Consider the following 21,868-nt stretch of genomic DNA (forward strand, 5'->3'; position numbering starts at 1 on the left):
TACTTTGTTTTATTCGTTTTCCAATTTCTTTAAATTTTAATCTTTACTTAGTTTAATTACCTGCTTACCATTCCACAAAAAGTATTTTTTCTATCCAAGGAAGCTTCACTAAATGTAAGTTCCACGGTAGTTTGTCTAACAATAAATCTTGGGTCTTTCGCTGAATGTAGAGATTTCGCTTTTCTTTAGAAATAGTGAGCTTTCCGTCTCGTTGCAGAAATTCATTTTGAAGTATTTCTACCGAATTGCTTTTTAAGGCAGTCCAATGATTTAGCACAGCTTCCAATAAAATACGGCTCGCTTGCATTTGATCTTGCGTAAGATATATATGGCGATTTACAGGATAATTAATTGGTACATTGCAGAGAAATTTTTCAATAATTAATTGGTGTTCAAAGGGCTGTATTTGGCCGGTAGCTAGATAGTGAAGCGTGTGGATGGCTTCATCTATTTTATCGGGCTTTATATGTTTTTCTGATAGAAATTCCATTTTTTCGAAAAACATTTTTAAAAATGGATGAAGCAAAATTAATCCAGCATTTTTTATTAAAATCCCGTCGCTAATTATATTGTTTATTTCCGAATTAATTTCAGGAACAATATCTTTTTCAGAATCTGCTTTCAATACCTCAGCCCCCTCTATTTGGTCGTTAATTGTTGCCGCTGGGTCATTATTCTTCTTCTTTGTAGGTTGCATTTTTTGAAAACTTTCCCTGTCAATTGAAATATTGGAGTCTAAAATTTCATTAAAAGTATTTACCAGTTTTTCAGCAACTGAAAATGGGATGCTATTAAAAAGTACAACAATATTTTTATCATTGCGAAAGGCGGAATAATGTAGCACTGATTCCCAAAAAACACGTCTGTATTTTTGAAGTATTTTCGTGCTTAAAGTTTTTAATACTTCACTATGGTTACTTTCAAAAATGAGGTGCGTTAGCTGTTTATCATTAAATTGATAAATTAAACGTTTTCGGATTTCGGGATTGGTGAGAAGTAACTCTAATTTTTTTCTGAATGATTTTTTGCGCTTTATATTTTCAAAGAAGTCGTTATCAAACGCTAATTCATCTTCAGACCACCAAGGCAGAATTCCGTATTTTAAATAATAAAAAAATGCCGAACGCATACTCTTTTCCGCAGTGGTATTCTGAATGTTTTCAGATTTGACATCTACAGTATTTTTGTCGGATATTTTTTCTTTTAATTTATTGATAATTAATTGCTTTAATACAATTAATGAATCTTCTTCTTTAATGTTTATTTCAATGGAAATCTTGTTGTATCTGCTAACATTTACTTTATTATTTTGAATTGAATTGAAGTAATTATCTAATTCGGGAAAAATTTCGTTCTTAAAATAATCGGTTAGATTGTCCTTTAATTGCATACCATGGGCAAGTGAAGGGGTGTTTACTCCAATTTGCACTTTTTTTATGATATTTTTTGGCGCAACCATTTGTTATTTAATATTTAAGACTTATATTTACTATTCGATTCAGAGATGAATTACTGGGTTGTTTGCAGTTAGTGCTACGTTCTTTATAGTTTGTACTTTAGTTCTTACGTTAGTTTTTTCTATCGTTCCTTTTGTCATTCTTACGTTCTTAGTTCTTTTCTTGTTAGACCCATAAGGGTATCATTCGGATTGTACAATTTTACCGACTGATACCCTTCTTTTTTGTGCTAATTTCAGCTATATTTTTCATAAACTTATTGCGTTTTCTCCGGTTGGTTTTCCGAAATAAAAATCGGCTTTGGTCTTATATTTTGCAATTACCTCATCCAAATTTTTAGCGTATTTGAGGTTGGTAATATATACTGAAAGTTTTGTAACTCCAGTTTCGTTATGGAGGTACTTTCGTAAATTCACAAACAGCACTATATCGTCGTGGGTATTTTTTCTGTTTCTTCTATGATGATCTAACATAAATTTATTAACCCAAATTCCATTTACCCAGTCGCCATCTAATTCAAAATTGAGGTTCCTTTCTTCTTGTGTGGCTTGGAAATCTCTCTTAATATTTGAAACTAACGTTTTAATTTCTTTCGGCAACATTTGTTTTGAAGTAATCATACGGATTAATCCGGCTTCCTCTAGTACGGGGTTGCTAATTAATCGTTCGGTTAATTTACTCCATTTAGCCCACTTTTCGTCATATTTACCGTAGTCGTCGTCTTTATTTACCGGAGCAATCTGTGCGTGTAATTTTTGATAAAATGATTCGCGATAACTTCGCAGGTCTCTACATCGCATAGCATCGGGCCTAAAAACTAAATTATTCCGGAACATACCGTTATTGCTATAGGTATAAATTGCGTTATTATTCGCCATTGAAATTTCGCGTAAACGAATGGTGAAAGTATCTTCCTTAGCACGTGTAATTACAAGTCTTTTTTGGTTCTCATTAAAGTCAAATACTACACCTTTATCAAATTTATTATTTAAGGCTTCGGTAACGGCGTGGATTCTTCTTAAAAATATCTCTTTAAGTGGAATAGTAATGGTCGTGGTTCTATTAATTAAAGGTTCTCCATTAATTTTGTATTCAATAACCTGCAACACATAATTTTGCGGCATTGGTTTGTTTCTACTTTGCTGTCCTTTTAAGCTTCGCGAAAGATTATTCATATATTTTAATGAACTAATCCAAGGGTATGTACATTCCATTAAGGAACAACACCCGCCGTCAGTAGTATTATTTACTTTAGTTGTAAGACAAAAATCTGCCACAATCTGTTCGTTTTCTGAAACTAGAATAAAGGTGCCGCCTTTGGAAACTCCTGCTTTGTGTGCAATTGAAGGATTTTCACGAATAAACGAAGTAAATGCTTGGGCATCTCTTTGAAGATCAAAAAGTACACAATCAAAATCTAAGGCATGGGAGTTTTTTAAATTGTTTATGGCGTTGCGACTGTCTTGCGCAGGATGGCCTACATGACCTTCAATTCTATAAAAATTATTACAATCCGTTTCAAAATTTAAAGGGTTTTTTACCCAGCTGTTGGGTGCCAGATTTTCTCTGTGGTAGCCAATGTTGTACTCTTGTTTGTAATTTTCCGTTTTATTGAAATCCCAAGCATTTAACAACGCTGCATCTGTTTCATAATAGATGGGAATAGCCTTTAGGCCTAAACTGGCACAAGTTTTGGAAGGTGTAATATCAACTTGGTTTTCTTCAGACAGATTAAAATTTTTCAAAAGTAAAGTTAAACGTTGCAGCAGGCTTTTCGTTATTTTTAAATACTTTGCATATTCATTATTTGCGGGCGAATGGTAAAATTCGTGTCGCAATTCTGGATATTTCACTTCCGAAAAAAGCAGTCCAAGTAAAACGTGTTTTGGAAATGCACTAATACTCGGGCAACATTCGGTTTTTAATTTTAATAAAATTTCAATTAGCTCATTATATGTATCGCTAATGTCGCGAACTAAATCATATCTATATTGAATTTTTTCATTTGAATTAAAATCATCCAGATTATCAATGTTAGACAAAATGGTATTTGAGGTGCTCTCACTAACCTCCAAAACATCAGAAAATCCTTGAAATAGCTGCGTAAATGCGGTTTTCAAAATTTCTTTGGAAGAATTTATTGCCGTTTTATACGTAGCTGCAATTTTTGAATACGAGTTAGCATTACTGTCGTTTAAAATAACTTTGGGAATTGCTGTTGGTGGTAGATTGCTTAATGCTTCATAAACGTTGTGCTTTGAAAATATACCATCTTTAGGGTTTACTATATTTTCAACATCCTCACTGCTTATTAATAATACACGTAGATTCTGAATATTTGGCTGTCCTTGGTTATCGCAATTTGTGGTTGTACAGATATCTGGGGCTTTTGGATAACATTCTAAATATAGTACCGCAACTTTATTTTTTAACAAATCTTGATTGATAGGAAGATGACCGGCTTCGAGATCTATTTTTTCCTGTGGAATTAATTCCCATAAATCAATGGTATTGTTTTCGTTTTTAAAGTGTTTGTATTTCGCTTTATCATCCTCAAAATCTGTAAAGTGAGAATATGTGATACTTTCAATATCAATAGAAGTATCGGACGAATTTTTTATATTCTGTTGTAATTTTAAAAGGTCGCCATCGGTAGTAACACCGCAACCCTGGGTAATTGTTATAAGCGTTTTTGCATTGTTTACCGAAATTTTAAAGCCACAGGCCAGTCCAACACCCACAAGGCATACGCGTGTAAGACGGTCTTGGTCTTCAAAATATTCAATAAATTCATTTAGCTGCCCGGAGGTAAGTACTTGATCGTCCACGAAGGAACGGTACTGTGGAGTTATTTCCAATAATTTTGTGCTCATAACTTTGGTATTTTAAAGTTTCCCCAGGTTGGTCCTACCTAGGATAATATCTTGTTGTTCTTCATCGTCATCGCAATCGTGAAGTTTGCCCTGAGTATAAATTGTATGCAGGGTACTCATGATTTTAATTAAACGTTTCAGTTTTGTATTGGGTTGTTTTTGCCCCATATCGGTCTTGGCAAATAGCCATTCTTTGTAGGCTTCTTCCAGCACCATCATTTCATTTTCCTCGCCTTTGGTATCGAAACTTTTCGGATATCCAATCCAACATATTTTGGCCATTATATGGGCGGGCAATTCCTTTTGAATTAAATTCTCCAAGAACCGTCTAAAATCTACGTTGCTATACCGTTCCGTCCAACCGGGCAATACTATTGATACTCGGAAAGAATAAGGATCTATGCCTTCGCAACCCTCACAGTTTTCAGTGCAAATTGGTAAAAATGTATTTTCTGGAGCCGTATTTTTTGTTACATCTGGCCGAAGTAAAATATGCTCAATTACATACATTCCTTCGTTAAAATCTAACGTATTTATAAATTCAACTGTTTTTTCAATGGCAGTTTCCGCGGCCGATTTTGTAGTGAAACTCGAAATTTTTCGCACTATTACATGATCTTCATCGTTTTGATCGGGAACATTCGGATTGGTTAGATTAAAATAGAATTTTCCGGCTTTATTTACTTTTATCTCATAGTTTTCTGAAAAACGTCCGTAGTTTTTTACGTCTAAAATTTCTTTGAATAGCGAGGCTAAATTGTGGTAATGCTTGCTCGAAGATGACAGTATAGTTTTGTTTTTACTGCGAAAACGGAAGCGGTACTCAATTATTCCGTCTGTGTCAATTTCTTCATAAATTTCTAAAGGATCATCGGAGAAATTTCTTCTGGACACGTTTGGATTGCCACTTAAAAGAGCAATTCGTTTTTGAAATGCCGAAACATTTTCAGTATTCCACAAATCTTCATTTTCCTGCTCGTAATAGTTAAAACTCAACGGACGTTCACAGCCAATTTTACCATATTGTTGTAAAAATCGCTCCTTGGTTTTAATAACTGCTGCATCTGTATTGTTGCCGTACAGCTGTTTCATCAAAAAGGCATATTCGCTAAAATTTTCGGCAAAGCGCGCAAGTAAGTGATCTAAAATCTGATTACGGCGTTCTACTTTATTGTCGAGGTCTGAAAATAAAATATCGGTTATATTTTCATCGGTTGAATAATTTGCCGAGACCAATTCTGAAAGATCTTTGACGTTTTCAACAACTTGTGTGAAATAGCTTTTATCAATTTCGCCATTTATAGACAAAAGATTTTTTACATTTTTTAGATGTGCGAAATAGCTCGCGAAGATTTGATCGAAGAAGAGCAGATACGCTTTTAGTTGTTTTGCCTTGGCGCGATCTTCTGTAGTAGCGGTACTTTTCACGCCTAATTCGCCCACACCGTACACTTCGGGAAAATCATTTTGAATACTGTTGTATTTTTCCACCCCATAGTACTTTCCATTAGGCAAATCCAACGATTTTTTTTGTGAAGCAATATCGAGAATATTGGACGTGATTTTGTCGTAAATGGCCTGTAGGTGATTTTCAACAATTTCTTCATTTATATTCAATGGCAGAAAACCTTTGTAATAGCTAAATGAGCTTTTGTCGCAACGTTTTGGTTTTTTGCCTGCAGGAACACACAAATTCCATATTTTTTTAGTTTCGGTTTTACCATCACAATTATTTATTGTTATATCGCGAATAACCTCAACGCCATCTATTTTTTGAATTAAATCTATTAAATCCGTTATTCGAACCTCTTTTCGAAGTTCTGTGTTTTTTAATTCAGTTAAATCTATAAACCCGTTGTTTAGTAGCGGCCCGTTAAAAATATCGTCGGTTTTATAGCCTTTATCCAACATTTCCTTTAGCGAGTAGAAGCGGAGGGAGGGCGATAGGTATTCGTCTATTGTATATAAAATTTCGGCATGTACTTTTTCCTCATCAGCTTCTGGTTTTAAGGCCACGATTGCGCATACTGCTACGGGGTGTTCTGTTACCTCTTCAACATTTACGATGTCTTCGCAAATATTTCTGTGCGCGTGGTAGGTAGTTCGCACTTTTTCTTTAAGTCGTTTTATTTCTTTTTTCTGCTTTGCTTGCGTATTGAATATTTCGGCATTTAGTTCATCCAATTCAATTAGAACATCGTATAAACCGTTGAGTACAAACTCTTTTTTATATTTTTCATCAATTGTATAGGGTTTATAGGAAAGCTTATTTTCTTTGCAATTGGCAAAAACGGTTTTTTCGTGCTTTTTTAACCAAGCATTTTTTACCCCCTTTATGTCTATAAATAATTTACGGTAGTCCAAGGCTGTTACAGGCTTAATGGGCAATGCATTTTCGGCTGTAAGAAATTGTTCATTTAAAAACTTGGGATTGTCTTCTTCCGCTAGGATATCGGCCAATGGCAGTGAAAGCCTAGCGCCCAAATCGGTTATTGCGTAGCATAACACTTCTAAAGTAGTAATTCCTGGATCGTGAGCGTTGTAGTCTGTCCACATTGCACTACCCAATGCCTCAATATATTCAATTCCTTTTTTTCGAAGAAAATCAAAATCTAGATCGTCCAAGCTGGAAGTGTTCTTCGCTATTGTATTATATGTTTTTACGGAAGACATACCGTTGGGTTTTTAGGGGTTTGTACCTTGCAATTTGATTGCATAGCGGTAACGAAATGTTTTTTTGCCGACACCAAAATTGCTTTTGGGTTAGAGGGTATAATATTTGATTTTTCGGTATATACAGCAGTTTCCGACGTTCTGTGCTTTACAATTACATGGGCTAAATAATCTATGTAAGATTGATTTTCTAAAAATGATATAAGTTTGTTTTTATGAAAGACAACGCCAAAGTTTAATACAGAGGTTTCGGAATATGCCCAAGGAGACAGGTATTTTTTAATATCCTCCTCTAATTGTTTCGTGTAAAAGTTTTCATCAAAACCAACATTAAATTTTACGCTGAGGGTAACCTCAACTTCTTCATAATTTGGATTAATTATTTCTGCTGAAATGAAAAACGAATTAAGTTCATTTATATAATCTCGAATTTCATTGCGTTTTGCAGTGCTTAATCGTGGTTGAAATACATCGAATGCGTTGCTGTTTTGAATATCCGGAATAACCACGATGGTAACGTTTCCGGGATCGTGATAATCTGTGTCTTTTGTATGGTTTAGACACTTTACCTTATAAACTTCGGGAAATTTTTCGAGAATTAAATGTTCGTAATCCCACAAGGAAATGGCGCGATCGCGATGGCGAATTCGCTCACTAACGCGTCTATAATAACTATCGTCGCTTTCTTCGGGCTGCCCCCCGAACGAATTGTACGGTTGTGTTACTTTTTTGATTGCTGAATTGCGCTCAGTAAGTTTGCTAATGGTGGTTGCAGGCAACCCGTTTTTTAAATGATTTAACTCGTTATCGTGATCTTCAAAAGTGGCGGTAATAACTTGTGCATGAATGTTTATAAACTTGCAAACCGCATCAAAAGGCTTGGTGCTTTTAGCGCGTAACCAAACCAATCCTGACGGTAACAACGTATTGTTATCTGTGGCTTCTCTTGGAATAGTAATAGAAACAATGCCGGTTTTTAGAAAATTATCTGTTGTATTTCCAACTAAAAACTCACTCGAAAGCTCCATCCACGAATTATTGGAAAGTACTGCCCAAACTATTTTTTCATTAGCTGCGAAACTTTCAGTTAATGGGTTTTCGGTACCTTCCAATAATTGGAACAACAACTGCACTTGTTGCAGTGCTTGAGTATTTGCGAGACCAATATAGAGTTCGCCACCAGCACAATAAGTTGGTACTAAAGTGTTGGTAGTTGCTGCTTGCCCAAATGGATGTTCCTGATATAGCTGAATCTTTTCGAGGTTGGTAGTTTCGGAAACGACAAATGTAATTTCTTGCGATGCAGTGTATGATAATTCAATTTTTTCAATAATTGGGGTGTAAGGTTCATTTGGTAATACTGTGTCTTCTTCGGTGGTAAGCGCTAGTGCATAAACTTTGGGGAATAATGCGTGTAAAAACGGTTGGTTTAACGACATTTTTATAGGTCCGTTTTTTCCAGTAGTATAATTTGTGTTGTTGAGCGATAAATTGGCTTCAAAAATATTTCCGTTTTTGTTGAATAGGGAGAAGGCAGAATTCACATTTATAAAATCTTCGTTGTTCTCTACAGCGATTTTTGCCTTAAAATAATCATTGCCCGTTACGTAAAGATTAGAAGTGTTTGCGGTAGGGGTATAGGTTAGTCCTGCTGGCTTTGCATATATTTTGGTCCCTACATTAAAATTGTAATACAAGGTTTTAAAATACAGATTTGGCGAAAGATTAAAATTATTTTCGTCTCTTCGGTAGGCTATGTAGTGTTCCTTAAAGTCGTTGGGAGTATTTAACCACGTAGCATTAATTGTAATATTATCCCACTTTTTGGCAAAAACTTCGGGATAGTCTATATAAAAAGCAGAACGCTCCATAGGTTGTGTTCCAAAGGGATAAAAAGGCTTATTGGCAACTAAATTGCCGAAATCGTTTTTAAGCAACAGTTTTTCGGCTTCGGAAACAGATACTTTTACGGTTGCTTTATTTACTTTTTTTTGAAGTAATTCGGTGTATAATAAATATCCTGCACTAAATTCTGGTTGCTTCGTTTTTATTAAAAACCGAAATACAGGTTGGTCGGTTTGAAAATTTTCTTGATGAATTTCTTTATTGTAAGGAACGATGGGTTCTTCGGTTTTATCAATTTTTACACATAATTGAACTACTTTATTTCCTATAGCAGAGGTGAAACCATTTTCCGATTCAAAAACCTTAAAAGGGCCCAGCCAACCTTTTTCGCCAGTGGCGTACACGTCAATGCAATTTATAATCTGTTGAACATTAAAAACTTGAATGGACTTTTCGAGATTAAAAATAGATTGTACTATCCGCACGCCTTCTGCCAAATTAAGGGTAGGAGCTGCAATTGCAAAACCCAGCTTAGGTGTTGCTAAAGGTGTTTCGGGTTTAAAAAATGATGGATAACCAAACGGGAACCAGCTGGGATCATCTTTAAAGGGTTCGCCATTGCCATCTGCCGAATTTGTTACTGGGGCAGAAAATAGCCCATTAATTTCATTCGGATTAATTGTTTTTGTTTTTCTGTGGTGATATACACTTTTTATTGAACCAACTTCTGTATTATTGATAATAACTTCCTTGTTAGTAGCATATTGAAGACGCTTGCCAGTACCGTCTTTGCCAGCTTCCAGTAGCGTGTGTTCATCTACTTTAGAATTTGTGAAATTCTTGGCCAATTCAAAAATTAGATGAACACTGTCGGCGACTGGATTCCTTTTCTTTATTTGTAATATTTCGTTGTAATAAAAATCGAGGTGTCTTTTTGTAAGCGCATTAAATCGGGTTTTAGAAATTTTCATCAATTTCAAAAAACACATAAAAAGCGCGAGGTGGGGGGAGAGTTGGTTTGAAGTTTCTGCCTTTGTAAGAAAAGTTGCAATTTTTTCTTTTTCAACAAAAAATGACTCCCAATTTCCTGTAGGTACAGTTGCGTTTTCTGTTGAAAAATAATTCACTTCCTTTGCAAAATTATATGCAAACGTCATCCATTCTTCTTCTGAAAAATCGTTTAAATTGAAATTTTCAGGAAGTATATCGTTTAATGACCTCTGGGTTTGTTCTGTACCCATATGGTTTATTAAGAATTTATTTTCGCAATCTTTTGCCATAATTTTTTAAGCTTCTGTACCTTCATTTTTATAAAATGGAAATACCATATTAGCTCGCGAATTTGTGATGCGAACTAAATATTCAATTTTTATTAAAATTTCACCATTCAATTCGTTTGTGGTATCAAGGGTTATTTTTTGGGTATCAATTCTAGGTTCGAAATACAGAATTGCAGTTTCAATTAATTCGGTTATATATGTTTTTAGAGTAACATCCAAGGGTTGAAACAATAGCTCTTCTAAATTACAACCGAAATTGGGCAACATGATACGCTCGCCCAATCGCGTAGATAAAAGAATTTCCAAACTTTTATTAATGTCGGCTATACCGGCAGTGGTAACAACTTGGTTTGTTTTTTTATCAAAATGTGGCGGAAAACTCCAGCCTTCTCCTAAAAATGTTTCGGTATTCATATTCTTAAATCATAATTGTTAATCTCAATTTCATCCTCCAATCAAAACGGTAAATTCTCCCAATACAATACTACCCCCATGGGCGGTGCTATCGCCCATACGCGCTGCCGGCTTGCCTCCAATAAATACCGTTGACGAACCTGAAATTATTGAGTCTGGCGGTCCGGCACAGGTAGCCATATCGCCAACTATTGCCGCTGGTTGTCCACCTATTAGTACCGTGGGTTCGCCAGGTGGCATAATCGGCCCGCCAACGTGTGGACTGCCATTTGGATTTGTCATTGGGCATATGTGCATATCGTTTATTCTGGCTGCTGCTGGCATTGTGCTTGTTTTTAGATATATTTTTTAATTTATAATTTTAGTGTCTTTAGTATATCACCCATTGTAAAATACTTTAGATCTGATTATTGTGGTTTAGACCTTTAATTTATCTGTACCAACGATCCTTTTAATACGGCTACGGCATTGGTTGAAATTTCGGCACCGGCGCTACCTTCGGCTTTAAATTGAGCGTTTGCTTTTAAATTAATATTGGTTGCATCTATATTACAATCGCCGGTTGCTTTTATATTTAAATCGCTACCACTTTCTATTGCAATTCCGCCGTCATCCATTATAATAGTATTTCTATTGTCGTCTTCTATTTTAATTACTCCGGCATCTTCATCTATTTGAATATTTTTTCCTCCGGGTGTCTCAAGAATGATGGATTTATTTTTATCGTTAAAAATTAATTTTATTTCACTACGGGTAACAAATCCCTTCTCGTGATTGTTATCGGAAGCTGTAATGGGTGCGGGTTTTGCACTGCTATGAAGCATTCCAAGAATTACGGCGTGGTTTGGATCGTCGTTTATAAACCCTACAATAACTTCATCGCCAATTTCGGGCAGAAAGAAGGATCCGCGATTGTCTCCGGCGTCTAATGTTGCAATTCGCGCCCAAATGCCCTGTTGGTCTTTATTTATGATAGGTATTTTTACTAAAACTCTATCCTCTCCATCGGGATCTGATTCTAATTGCGAAACAACCCCAATTTGCAAACCACTTACGGCGGGTATTATTCCGGAGGCTGGTAATTCTGTAATATCATAGGTTTCACTAAACCATTTGGGGTTAACGCCAAATTCTGCATCTACAGTCCAATTACCATCGGCTATTTCGTGGCGAACGGCGCTTATAAAAATTTTGCCATTAAACCTGTCGCCTACTCCTTCCAGTTTGAGCATGGTACCTGGTTTGGCGCCTGAAATTCCTTGAAATTTTACCCTGCCACGCGTTTTTGAAAGTTGCTGAAATACGTTTTTTGCATCGCTCCACTGTTGAAGTTGCGTTGAATTATAATTCCCTCCATGTTTCAATTCAAGATCTTCGAGGTTTATGACACTGGCTAAATCTGAAACTGAAATATTTCCATTTAAAGCGAAGGTTGGGTCTATGGCTTCGGTTGAAACAATTTCCTGATCTGATGGGTTCCATCCAAAAGCAGTTATAGAACTAAACTGATTTCTGGCATCCATTTCAGCATCAAAATCCAGCAATGTAGCACCAAAAGCAACGGTCTCAATTGCATCTGCTGAAAGATCTGGCTTGGCAATAAAAATCTCGCCATCGTCCACCCTACAAACCTGACCATTTAATTGGGCACGTGTTATTATAAAATCCCAGTCTGAAGTTCGGTATTGTACTATTTCTTTATTAGTGAAAGTTGTAGCTTCAACATCACTCTGCAAGTTGTATTTGCCAATAATTTCTTCAATAATATCGCTGTCCTTGCTTTCGTAGTAATAATTGCTTTTTCTACCTATGGTCATTTTAACGGCTTCATCTCTACATTCTACAATTAAGACTGACGAGTTTTCACGAATTTTTATACTGTGTTTAATAATGATTCCTTTAAAAATAGTTTCATTGTCGTGATGATAACCCGCCTTAATTTCAATTTCTTTTCCTGGAATAAGTAAATCTTCATTACTTAGCCCAAAATTTTGGGAAGCCGCATCTCCATCAAAAAACACCAATTGTGCAAAAGGGATTCGGTTAATTTCTTTCTCTACTGAAATATTTTTTATTTGATAAACAGCGGAAAGCTCGGCACCTTCAATTAATATGTTGAAGCTTACTAAATCTGCGCTACGAGCGGTGTCTATGGTTCTGCTATTATTCATTTATGAAACTTTTTCTATTGGTGGAAATATTATTTCTTGCCCTGGTTGCAGTCTTCGGAAGTTAATTAGATTATTTGCAGCGGCCACCTGCAAGTAATATTTTGAATCGCCGTAAATTCTAAAAGTCATTAACGGCAAGGAATCGCCTTGCTTTACCATGCGTATGTGCGTTAAATCTGGTGAGTTATTATTTTCGCGAGCAACACGCAAACTATCTTCCACAAGTCCTTTAAAACTAGCTGTTACCACAGCTCGTAGGGGTACGCCTTCGGGCGAGAAGAGTTTGTATTCAATAGACATTTCGGCGAGGACTCCCTTAAATAATAATGTTCCCCAACCAATCATTAAATAATTGGGTTTGTGTTCATCGCCGTTATAATCAAAAACTATTCGTTTAAATTTTTCAATGTCTTCAATTATACCATCGCCTAACTTATTACTCTGACCGTTAAGAACGCCTGTACGATCAAAAAGGAATTGTAAATCTAAATCCTCAGGTACCGAGCGTAAATATTTGGGTTGTGTGGCGCTCGTGCCTTGGCCTTGCGCTTCGGTATATTCTACTTTATATTTAAACGTGTATTTCTCGGGGTTCAATAGAGAAGTAAATTCGCCATCGCCCACGGGTTCTGTGAACTTATCATCTTTAAAACCTATTATCTTCAGTTTTTTTAATTCGCCCTTCATTATCGTTCTTTTTTTCTAGATTCAATTCGCATTACTTCTTCAACACAAGATTTTATAATAGCTTCGGCTTTGGCTCGGGATTTATTGGGAGTAGCATTGGATTGTTCAGAGCCGTTCACATTAATTTTTATATGTAATTCTTTAATTTCTATGGGCATTTTAAACGAGTGTAAAATAGTTATACGCTAATTCTATGGTTTCAATCATTACCTTGCTCTCTTCGGCATTAAGTTCGGCTACATCCCATTTAACCGGATATGCATGTACAACATTCCACGTTATAATAGGCTCGTGTTTTTCGTTTAGTAATTTTACCGTAAGGTCTACAGGTTCAAACTGAAAACTTTCAATAGCGTTTCGGCACCATTTTATTAATTCGGAATCTGTTACCATACCACGTTTTAAAACGAGGTTGGGAAATTTAGATCTAACCGGAAACTTGTGTTTAAATCTATTTTCGCCCCCTTCGGCAAATTCTTCGGTTTCAATATCTACAGATAAACCCATCACAGATTGAAACTGAGCGTCTTTGTTCTGTGAGGAAATTCCATTGAATTCCACCAAAAAATGAAAACTAACGGGTGGGTAATCTGTGCCCATTAATCACCGTTTTGAATAGAAAGTCCTTCGTGTGCAATCTCAAGGGTTTCAATGGCCACTTCGTTACCATCGCCTTTTAAATCTGTGGATTGCACTTTAACGGGAAAAGCATTTTTTACTTTCCAAACCAAAACCGGTGCGTGTTCTTCATTCAGCAATGAAATAGTTATATCGCGACGTTCAATAGTGTTTAAACTAACGGTGTTCCACCATTGGTAAAACTCATTGTCGTTCGCAAATGAACCCCGTTTTAAGGTAATGTTGCCATACTTTTGCATCCCAGGCATTTTTATTTTACTGAATTCTGGACTGGCACCATTGCGGTATTCTATCAATTCGGTTTCTACATCTAGTCCGCTTACTTCGGTGAAACCTATGTTTGTTCCTCCCCATTCTACTGAGAAATGAAATTTTACTAATGGATATGTATTGGCCATCTTGTTATGATTTAAGTGAGTTTCCAAATTCCCTAAAAATGGGCTTTTTGAATCTCTGGTTATTGTTTATACTGGTTGTTACTAATTTATTTTAAGCCTCTTGCATTTTGTGTGAAAACTTGAGTACAATAAACTCGGCTGGACGGACTGCTGCCATGCCTATTTCAATATTCATGATTCCGTTTAGGATGTCGTCTGCAGTCATTGTTTGTCCCAGCCCAATACGTACATAAAATGCTTGTTCGGGCTTGGCTCCTGCCAGTGCTCCCGCACGCCATTGCAGCGTCAGGAAATTTTCAATCATAGCACGCACTTTAACCCACGTATTTGCATCGTTTGGTTCAAACACAAATTGTGCAGATGCTTTTTCTACAGATTCTTCAACCATATTAAAGAAACGACGCACGGGAACGTATTTCCACTCATTGTCGTTGCCGGCAAGTGTACGCGCACCCCAAACCAAAATACCTTTTCCGGTAAACGAACGGATTGCATTAATAGATTTTCCGGAGGTATGTATATTTAAATCTTGTTGTGCTTCGTGCGTAATTTTTATAGTAGGCTCTACGGCTCCACTTATAGATACATTGGCAGGTGCTTTCCAGACCCCACGGTTGCTGTCAACCCTTGCATAGATTCCGGCCATGGCACTACTCGGGGGTAGCGTTACGTATTGCTTTTCTAATTCGGTTTTAATTTTATTGTACAAAATTAAGTTGAAATCCGAATCACCGCTATCGGCAAGTTCATCAAGTTTTTTACCGTCATAAACACCTGTTGAAGTTGTATTTGTTTCGTCAGTAACACTGTGGGCTAGCGTCACTGCCGAATCTGCATAGGCATAACTGTACACTGTTCTTAAAAAAGGATGGTATGCAGCTCCGTATTTTAATAATGATACGCCATTACCCAAAGTTGATGAACTTCGAATATTTGCACTGTTATTTGCGAAGGCATCAATAATTACAAAACGATCCTTTAGTTTTTGGGCCTGGCTCAAAGCTTTATTTATTAACGAGTAATAGCTATCTGCAGTAGATACGGCCATTGCATCAGGAAAAGCATACAACGTTGGTTCATCAAATTTTTCTAATTCGTTTAAGCCGCCAACGAGTGCAACCTGGCTTACACTGCCACCCGAATAATCGCCGACCGAACAGATATAGCAGGGTCCGCCGCCGTTGTCAAAATACATTCGCATTGCATAGTACATAACAAAGGGGCTAGTAGAAGGCATTGCAACAGTAAATTTTTGGTCGGTTAGTTTTAAAGGTGGGCCACTGTCAATGGTATCATTTATTGTAACGGTTATTGCGGCTTCATTTTGTGCTTTGCCAAAATAGGTTTCGTATTCCAGTAATGATACTATGCGTTTTGGTTTGTTTTGCACTGAAGCATCACTGATTTCTGTGTAGCCAATAAAGGCCGGAATTGCTGTTTCCACTTGAGCCACTGATGGGGGAAACTTAGATATTTCCTCCACATAAACTCCGGGTGTTTTGTACGTAGTTGCCATAGTTTTTGTTATTGATTAATATAAATTTCTGAAATTGTTTTAATGATATTTCCGCTGCCATCTTTTTCAAAAATAAGTCGCGAAGGGGCTGCAGATGGGCGTTCTTTTCCATCGAAACTATACCCGATAATACCATTTTTGGCTAATGGAAGTTCGGTAGGATCTGTAGAGTGGAGCAAGTTGCTATTTACTGCATTACGGTAATTCCAAATAGTTTTACGATTTTTAAATTGAATTTTAAAAGTTTTTGGGTTCGCTGGAATGGTTCCGCTTACATTTAAGATATTTCGGGCGTTTCCATCAAAAGGAATGGTGTCGTCGCCACTGATCTCTAATGAAATAATTCCTAAGAGACCCAATTTTTCCTTTTCTGAAAGGGTTTTGCTTATTTCAGTATAGCTGGCTTGGTTTATAGTAAAATCTGAAATGGGTAGGGTAGTGGTTTCCAAATCTATATATTTAAAGGAAACACCTTCGGTATCTGGCTTTTTGTTTGAAAAGAAATAGGGGATCGGCGGTTTTGAATTCACTGTAGAATAATTTTCAAAAAGTGAATCTTTCACATAAATTAAGAAATTGAAGATTGTAGTCTGCGGCAAATTTACATATGGTTTGTAGGTGCCAGAATTAGGAGTAGTTTCGTCTGCTTGAATATAAATTGTAAACCCAGCAGGGAACGTTTTAAAAACAATTCGGTTTCCGTTAAATATTTCCTGGGTTTTTTCCGAAGGAATTATCTGGCAGAAATCTTCAAAATTATATTTCGTAAGCTGCTGTTCCTTTAAGCCCAAATTACTGTCAAAAGCTGTGGCGCCATTATCTAAAAAATAATGATGATATACATTTAGTTTGAACAGAACCTTGTATGTAGTGCGAAAACTCATTTTGTTATGTTGTTAAAGGTTCCGGAAATTTCTGTAATTGGGGTGCCTTTTTCAAATAGTGCGGTACTTTCAACTTTCACCACACTAATTTTATAAAGTACGGCCGGTAGGGCTTTTCCGCCCAATGTGCCCCAGATGTAATTTAACTGTTCAAAAGTGGGTGTATAGAGTTCTGCGATAAATCGGAACTCCTTAATATTAGACAATGCAGGAATCGCAGGATTTAATGGCGTATTAACTTGTGTAAATATTTTTTTTGATTGAAAAAATTCTATAATAAACGATACATCGCGTAATGCGCTGGTGTACGTGGTCCTATTGGCCGCAAAAAGCGCAAAAATGTTTACATGAACTGCGGGGTTTTTGTAAATGGTCTCGCCATTCTTAAACTTCACATTTGGATTGTTTTTTAGGGCTACCTCTTCTTCTATATTTAAAAGTGAAAGCACCACCTTATCATTCATTGTATTTATATCAGGATTGTCGTATTTTGAAACATTCTCCAGTACTACTAAATTGGCATCACTGGTTTTTTGTTCCAGATATTTTGAAACTTGATCTTTTACTATTTCGAGTGTTTCGTAGATCATTAGAGGGAAATCTTTAACCGTAATTTTTCAAGAATATAAATATATAGAAATGTAACGTGCTATTCAACAATATTTTACCTAATTTTTAAATGGGCTTTTTACATATTTTTAACAGGGAAAACCCTGTCTCTACTGTAAGTAAAATCTTATGGCATCTGAGGATTTTTCCTATTTATACATTATTGAAAGCATTGCTTAGATTGTTTTTACTACTTTAGTTGTAATTAACCTAAAGAATAAATTATGTCTAAACCAACAAATTGTATTACAGTGGCCGAAGCAAGGCAATTACAGGATAACTGGGTAGCTACTCGTGCCGTAGATATTGAACGCTCTATGGGGTCAGTAGATACGCGCGAATTTCTATTTAGCGTAGCGGAACTTGAACAGTTTTTAAATTATGTAAAAGCCGGATCGGGAAGTTTAAATCCTGGAATTCGTGTTTATTTTGGTGCCTATGACAATGATACTACTGATAAAGCAACGGTTTTTTTAGCACCTACTTTGGGGGTAACCTCAGGTGCGGCAAACGATTATAGTTTAGAGCCACTTAATAAAGGAATAAACGGTTGGCCTCCTAAAAATTACTAGAAATTGGAAATAAGTGATTTCTTGCGTTTTATATTTCCCATAGTTTTTGTGGAAATATTGGCCGCACTAGCGGGTACCTATTACTTAAAAGTAACACGGCCGTGGTTTAAAAGCGCGAAATATTTTGTGCTTTTTCTATGGATAACCGTTTTTGTTGAGTTTGTAGGCTCGTACGCGCCGGCTGCCTATTTTTCTGGTTACCAGTTTTTACCATTTATTAAAGGAACCAATTTTGAAAATAACTTTTGGTGGTACAATCTTTATTCGCTTTTAGGATATTCTTTTTTTGTGCTCTATTTTATTTCTTTTGTAAAAAATACTGTTTTAAAAAATGTCTTTACATTTTTGGTTGCATTGTTTGTAATTCTGTCTTTAGGACTTTACATATATACCGATAGTTTTTTTAAATCTACATCACAATTTGTAAGCATTGTAGGTACATTATTAGTGTTTTTTAGCGTTGCACTTTTTTATTTTGAACTGTTGCGGAGTGACTTGTTGTTACAATTAAAAAGATTCTTGCCCTTTTATCTTTCAGTTGGTGTACTGGTTTTTCATTTGTGCGTAACGCCAATTGAAATTTTTTCGCAATATTTTAATCTTGAGGGCGGGAATGATTTATTTGTTAAATTGCACGTAAATGTCCTGTTATACGCAAACATATTTATGTATTCCACCTTTATCCTTGGTTTTATAGTATGCTCGAGAAAGAAGAAATCCTCTTATTAATATATTTTATAGCAATCATTTTCTTATTGGTTCTGTTTGTGGTTATTTTTTTTATGGCCTTTCAACGCAGAAAAAATAAATTTTTACAAGAACGATATTTGGCAGAGCAACGTTATCAACGAGAACTGGCAGATTCGCAAATTGAAATCCAGGAACAAACGCTTAAAAATATAGCATGGGAACTTCACGATAACGTAGGCCAATTGCTTTCCGTTGCCAATATTCAATTAAATGTTTTAATGAACGCCGCACCCAAACCACTCTATGGACAAATAAACGAAACTAAAGAACTTATACAGGAAGTGGTACAAGAAATTCGGTCACTTTCCAAAGTGCTTAATAACGACGTTATACTTAAAAATGGTCTTTTAGCATCCTTGCAAGTAGAATTGGATAGATTTAAACGCTTGGGATATCTAGATGCCAGCCTAAAAATAACTGGCGATATAATTCCAATTAGTAGTGCAAATGAGATTATAATTTTTAGAATTTTACAGGAATTTCTCTCAAATGTGCTTAAACACGCCAGAGCTTCAAAATTATTCGTACATTTAGATTATAAAGAGAAATCTCTTAATATTGTAGCTATAGATGATGGTATTGGTTTTAACACCGCATTAAAAACCGATAGTTCTGGTATGGAAACCATGAGAAGTCGTGCACAACTTATTGATGCAAAATTTTTAATAAAATCTGAAATAGGAAAGGGCACACAGTTAACCTTAGGATATTCTTATAAAGGAAACAAATGAAGGCAGGCCATAAAAATACCATTGTAATTGTTGATGATCATTCGCTCTTTGCACGATCGTTGGCTAAACTTATTAATTCATTTACCGATTTCAATGTTCTCTTTATCGCCAAAAATGGAAAGGAATTACAAACCGAAATTCATAAACGAAATGTTCTTCCAGAAATAATCTTGCTCGATATCAATATGCCGGTTATGGACGGTTTTGAAACTGCCGAATGGCTGGGAGCTCACCATCCAGAGATAAAAATTCTAGCTCTTTCTATGGAAGACGACGAGCAAACTATTTTAAAAATGCTACGGCAAGGTGTAAAGGGGTACTTGTTAAAAGATATACATCCAGAAATTTTAAACGAAGCACTCGTTGAATTACAACAAAAGGGATATTATCATTCCGAGAAAGTAGCTGAAACTCTTTTACATTCCCTTACGCCAGATGATGAGGGAAAAATTCATGATTTTAAGGAAAACGAACTCACCTTTATGAAATTGGCTTGTTCGGAAATGACATATAAAGAAATTGCAGATGTAATGGCCCTTAGCCCCAAAACCATAGATGGGTACCGCCAAGATCTTTTTAAACGGCTCAATATTAAAAATAGGGTAGGGTTAGTGCTTTTTGCCTTAAAAAAGAATTTAATTAAAATTTAAGTACAAGCATTCCAAACCGAATCGTCTGGGGTGGGTGCTTCAAAAACAATTTTTTTCTTTAATACCGGGTGGGTAATTGTTAGTTTTTTGGCGTGAAGATGAATACTGCCATCCGGGTTACTTCGGTCTGAGCCATATTTTAAATCGCCTTTAATTGCACAACCAATAGCGGCGAGCTGCGCTCTAATTTGATGATGTCTTCCTGTTTCCAGTAGTATTTCCAATAAATAATAATTGTCTAATTTCTTTAAAAGTTTATACTGTAAAATTGCTTTTTTACTGTCAGGAACTTTATGGGCGTTGGCGTACGATTTGTTTTGCTTCGAATTTCTTTTTAAATAATGAATTAACGAATCTTCAATTTTTGGTGGTGCATTTTTTACCACAGCCCAGTATGTTTTTTCGGTTTCTCTTTCGGAAAACATTTTGTTTAAACGTCCCAACGCTTTTGATGTTCGAGCAAAAACTACAATTCCGCTTGTAGGCCGATCCAATCTGTGTACCACGCCTAAAAATACCGCCCCTGGCTTATTGTATTTTTCGGCAATGTATTGTTTTACTACTTCGGAAAGAGGTGCATCTCCCGTTTTATCGCCCTGCACAAGATCGCCCGGACGCTTGTTTACCACTATTAAATGATTATCTTCATATAAAACCTGAAGATTATCCTTGGTACTATGTGTTTTAGAATTTGAAATGGAGAAGGATTTAATGTTTTTTAAATAATTGCATTAAGAAACGATCAAGATTGATGTACTAATTTTTGAAATAAGGGTTTATTATATTTATGAAATGCTAAGCGAAAAATTTTAATACTGTTCACTATCATTTGGAAAATCGCCACTTTTTACATCATTACTGTACTGGCTAAAAGCATTTTTCATGTCTGAATAAAGATCTAAGTAACGCCTTAAAAACCGCGGATTAAATTCGTGAGTCATTCCGAGCATATCGTGGGTTACTAGTACTTGACCATCAACGCCATTTCCAGCGCCTATTCCAATAACGGGTATGCTTATTTTTTCGGCTACTTGTTGGGCAAGCTTGGCAGGAACTTTTTCTAAAACAATCGCAAAACATCCAGTTTTTTCTAATAAGATAGCGTCTTCAATAAGTTTTTCTGCTTCTTCTTCCTCTTTTGCGCGAACCGTATATGTTCCAAATTTATAAATAGACTGGGGCGTTAATCCCAAATGTCCCATCACTGGAATTCCAGCGTTTAAAATTCGTTTTATAGATTCCTTTACTTCTTTTCCGCCTTCCAATTTCACTGCATGTCCGCCACTTTCCTTCATAATTCTAATAGCAGAACGCAAGGCTTCCTTTGGATCGCTTTGGTAGCTTCCAAAAGGTAAATCTACTACCACCAAACTTCGTTCAATACCGCGAACCACAGAAGCGGCGTGGTAAATCATTTGGTCCAAGGTAATTGGGAGCGTTGTTTCGTGTCCAGCCATTACATTACTAGCCGAATCGCCCACCAATATTACGTCTATTCCGGCGCTATCTACAATTTTTGCCATGGTAAAATCGTATGCCGTGAGCATCGATATTTTTTCACCTTTCTTTTTCATATCTACCAAAGTTTTGGTAGTAATTCGCTTGTATTCTTTTTTAGCTGTACTCATAGTTTTTATGAAATTGAGGGGTAAAAGTAAGAATTTACGATTTTAGATGGGCAATTTAAAATTTTAAATAATTTTTAGAAACGAACGAAAC

At 36.0% G+C, this 21,868-nt stretch carries 20 protein-coding genes; 4 read left to right on the plus strand and 16 right to left on the minus strand.

The features are described from left to right. Positions 1 to 64: 64 nt before the first annotated feature. The 14 genes from VZD24_RS01780 to VZD24_RS01845 form a co-directional block, all read right to left on the minus strand. Positions 65 to 1,459 (minus strand): contractile injection system tape measure protein, encoded by a 1,395-nt coding sequence (locus VZD24_RS01780; RefSeq protein ID WP_342686487.1) that lies wholly within the window; start codon positions 1,457 to 1,459, stop codon positions 65 to 67. 246 nt (positions 1,460 to 1,705) lie between these two features. Continuing rightward, positions 1,706 to 4,330 (minus strand): hypothetical protein, encoded by a 2,625-nt coding sequence (locus VZD24_RS01785; RefSeq protein ID WP_342686486.1) that lies wholly within the window; start codon positions 4,328 to 4,330, stop codon positions 1,706 to 1,708. Positions 4,331 to 4,342: 12 nt separating this feature from the next. Further along, positions 4,343 to 7,003 (minus strand): baseplate wedge protein, encoded by a 2,661-nt coding sequence (locus VZD24_RS01790; RefSeq protein WP_342686485.1) that lies wholly within the window; start codon positions 7,001 to 7,003, stop codon positions 4,343 to 4,345. Beyond that, complete coding sequence (locus tag VZD24_RS01795; RefSeq protein WP_342686484.1) at positions 6,991 to 10,128, minus strand: baseplate J/gp47 family protein; 3,138 nt, start codon at positions 10,126 to 10,128, stop codon at positions 6,991 to 6,993. Before VZD24_RS01795 ends, VZD24_RS01790 begins: the two co-directional genes overlap by 13 nt. A 6-nt stretch (positions 10,129 to 10,134) precedes the next feature. Then, a complete protein-coding gene (locus VZD24_RS01800; RefSeq protein WP_279447775.1) occupies positions 10,135 to 10,542 on the minus strand; it encodes a GPW/gp25 family protein in 408 nt (135 codons plus the stop codon). Positions 10,543 to 10,572: 30 nt separating this feature from the next. After that, entirely contained in the window at positions 10,573 to 10,866 is a 294-nt protein-coding gene (locus VZD24_RS01805; protein ID WP_279447776.1) for a PAAR domain-containing protein, read from the minus strand. A 101-nt stretch (positions 10,867 to 10,967) separates the two neighbouring features. Further along, positions 10,968 to 12,713, minus strand: a complete 1,746-nt coding sequence (gene vgrG, locus VZD24_RS01810) for a type VI secretion system tip protein VgrG (RefSeq protein ID WP_342686483.1) — start codon at positions 12,711 to 12,713, stop codon at positions 10,968 to 10,970. Then, a complete protein-coding gene (locus VZD24_RS01815) occupies positions 12,714 to 13,400 on the minus strand; it encodes a CIS tube protein (protein ID WP_342686482.1) in 687 nt (228 codons plus the stop codon). Then, a complete protein-coding gene (locus VZD24_RS01820) occupies positions 13,400 to 13,558 on the minus strand; it encodes a DUF5908 family protein (protein ID WP_279447779.1) in 159 nt (52 codons plus the stop codon). The genes VZD24_RS01815 and VZD24_RS01820 overlap by 1 nt, the downstream gene beginning before the upstream one ends. Before the next feature lies 1 nt (position 13,559). Next, positions 13,560 to 14,000, minus strand: coding sequence for a phage tail protein (locus VZD24_RS01825; protein ID WP_279447780.1), 441 nt, complete (start codon positions 13,998 to 14,000; stop codon positions 13,560 to 13,562). Then, positions 14,000 to 14,437, minus strand: coding sequence for a phage tail protein (locus tag VZD24_RS01830; protein WP_279447781.1), 438 nt, complete (start codon positions 14,435 to 14,437; stop codon positions 14,000 to 14,002). Before VZD24_RS01830 ends, VZD24_RS01825 begins: the two co-directional genes overlap by 1 nt. 91 nt (positions 14,438 to 14,528) lie before the next feature. Further along, a complete protein-coding gene (locus tag VZD24_RS01835; protein WP_279447782.1) occupies positions 14,529 to 15,953 on the minus strand; it encodes a phage tail sheath family protein in 1,425 nt (474 codons plus the stop codon). An 8-nt stretch (positions 15,954 to 15,961) separates the two neighbouring features. After that, the gene (locus VZD24_RS01840) at positions 15,962 to 16,837 is read right to left on the minus strand and encodes a hypothetical protein (RefSeq protein WP_342686481.1); all 876 of its coding nucleotides are present in this window, start codon (positions 16,835 to 16,837) and stop codon (positions 15,962 to 15,964) included. Then, positions 16,834 to 17,427 carry a Pvc16 family protein gene (locus VZD24_RS01845; protein WP_279447785.1) on the minus strand — a complete coding sequence of 198 codons (594 nt, stop codon included), beginning with the start codon at positions 17,425 to 17,427 and terminating at the stop codon, positions 16,834 to 16,836. Before VZD24_RS01845 ends, VZD24_RS01840 begins: the two co-directional genes overlap by 4 nt. Positions 17,428 to 17,670: 243 nt before the next feature. On the opposite strand from VZD24_RS01845, the gene VZD24_RS01850 reads away from it, so the two are divergent. The 4 genes from VZD24_RS01850 to VZD24_RS01865 all read left to right on the plus strand — a co-directional run bounded on the left by VZD24_RS01850 (position 17,671) and on the right by VZD24_RS01865 (position 20,149). Continuing rightward, positions 17,671 to 18,018, plus strand: a complete 348-nt coding sequence (locus VZD24_RS01850) for a hypothetical protein (RefSeq protein WP_279447786.1) — start codon at positions 17,671 to 17,673, stop codon at positions 18,016 to 18,018. A gap of 3 nt (positions 18,019 to 18,021) precedes the next feature. Next, positions 18,022 to 18,747, plus strand: coding sequence for a hypothetical protein (locus tag VZD24_RS01855; RefSeq protein ID WP_279447787.1), 726 nt, complete (start codon positions 18,022 to 18,024; stop codon positions 18,745 to 18,747). 98 nt (positions 18,748 to 18,845) lie between these two features. After that, a complete protein-coding gene (locus tag VZD24_RS01860; protein ID WP_342688755.1) occupies positions 18,846 to 19,499 on the plus strand; it encodes a sensor histidine kinase in 654 nt (217 codons plus the stop codon). Further along, positions 19,496 to 20,149 (plus strand): response regulator, encoded by a 654-nt coding sequence (locus VZD24_RS01865; RefSeq protein ID WP_279447789.1) that lies wholly within the window; start codon positions 19,496 to 19,498, stop codon positions 20,147 to 20,149. The genes VZD24_RS01860 and VZD24_RS01865 overlap by 4 nt, the downstream gene beginning before the upstream one ends. Here the strand turns inward: VZD24_RS01865 and VZD24_RS01870 are convergent. After that, complete coding sequence (locus VZD24_RS01870; RefSeq protein WP_279450261.1) at positions 20,146 to 20,781, minus strand: RluA family pseudouridine synthase; 636 nt, start codon at positions 20,779 to 20,781, stop codon at positions 20,146 to 20,148. The genes VZD24_RS01865 and VZD24_RS01870 overlap by 4 nt on opposite strands. A gap of 177 nt (positions 20,782 to 20,958) precedes the next feature. Then, complete coding sequence (panB, locus tag VZD24_RS01875) at positions 20,959 to 21,777, minus strand: 3-methyl-2-oxobutanoate hydroxymethyltransferase (RefSeq protein ID WP_279447790.1); 819 nt, start codon at positions 21,775 to 21,777, stop codon at positions 20,959 to 20,961. Positions 21,778 to 21,868: the final 91 nt, after the last annotated feature.

The sequence above is a fragment of the Aequorivita flava genome, assembly GCF_038742595.1.
GTDB classification, from domain to species: Bacteria; Bacteroidota; Bacteroidia; order Flavobacteriales; family Flavobacteriaceae; genus Aequorivita; species Aequorivita marisscotiae.

Excerpts from the sequence above, each read along its gene's own strand:
- VZD24_RS01780 (WP_342686487.1), bottom strand. The coding sequence starts at position 1,459 with ATGGTTGCGCCAAAAAATATCATAAAAAAAGTGCAAATTGGAGTAAAC.
- VZD24_RS01785 (WP_342686486.1), bottom strand. The coding sequence starts at position 4,330 with ATGAGCACAAAATTATTGGAAATAACTCCACAGTACCGTTCCTTCGTG.
- VZD24_RS01790 (WP_342686485.1), bottom strand. The coding sequence starts at position 7,003 with ATGTCTTCCGTAAAAACATATAATACAATAGCGAAGAACACTTCCAGC.
- VZD24_RS01795 (WP_342686484.1), bottom strand. The coding sequence starts at position 10,128 with ATGGCAAAAGATTGCGAAAATAAATTCTTAATAAACCATATGGGTACA.
- VZD24_RS01800 (WP_279447775.1), bottom strand. The coding sequence starts at position 10,542 with ATGAATACCGAAACATTTTTAGGAGAAGGCTGGAGTTTTCCGCCACAT.
- VZD24_RS01805 (WP_279447776.1), bottom strand. The coding sequence starts at position 10,866 with ATGCCAGCAGCAGCCAGAATAAACGATATGCACATATGCCCAATGACA.
- vgrG (WP_342686483.1), bottom strand. The coding sequence starts at position 12,713 with ATGAATAATAGCAGAACCATAGACACCGCTCGTAGCGCAGATTTAGTA.
- VZD24_RS01815 (WP_342686482.1), bottom strand. The coding sequence starts at position 13,400 with ATGAAGGGCGAATTAAAAAAACTGAAGATAATAGGTTTTAAAGATGAT.
- VZD24_RS01820 (WP_279447779.1), bottom strand. The coding sequence starts at position 13,558 with ATGCCCATAGAAATTAAAGAATTACATATAAAAATTAATGTGAACGGC.
- VZD24_RS01825 (WP_279447780.1), bottom strand. The coding sequence starts at position 14,000 with ATGGGCACAGATTACCCACCCGTTAGTTTTCATTTTTTGGTGGAATTC.
- VZD24_RS01830 (WP_279447781.1), bottom strand. The coding sequence starts at position 14,437 with ATGGCCAATACATATCCATTAGTAAAATTTCATTTCTCAGTAGAATGG.
- VZD24_RS01835 (WP_279447782.1), bottom strand. The coding sequence starts at position 15,953 with ATGGCAACTACGTACAAAACACCCGGAGTTTATGTGGAGGAAATATCT.
- VZD24_RS01840 (WP_342686481.1), bottom strand. The coding sequence starts at position 16,837 with ATGAGTTTTCGCACTACATACAAGGTTCTGTTCAAACTAAATGTATAT.
- VZD24_RS01845 (WP_279447785.1), bottom strand. The coding sequence starts at position 17,427 with ATGATCTACGAAACACTCGAAATAGTAAAAGATCAAGTTTCAAAATAT.
- VZD24_RS01850 (WP_279447786.1), top strand. The coding sequence starts at position 17,671 with ATGTCTAAACCAACAAATTGTATTACAGTGGCCGAAGCAAGGCAATTA.
- VZD24_RS01865 (WP_279447789.1), top strand. The coding sequence starts at position 19,496 with ATGAAGGCAGGCCATAAAAATACCATTGTAATTGTTGATGATCATTCG.
- panB (WP_279447790.1), bottom strand. The coding sequence starts at position 21,777 with ATGAGTACAGCTAAAAAAGAATACAAGCGAATTACTACCAAAACTTTG.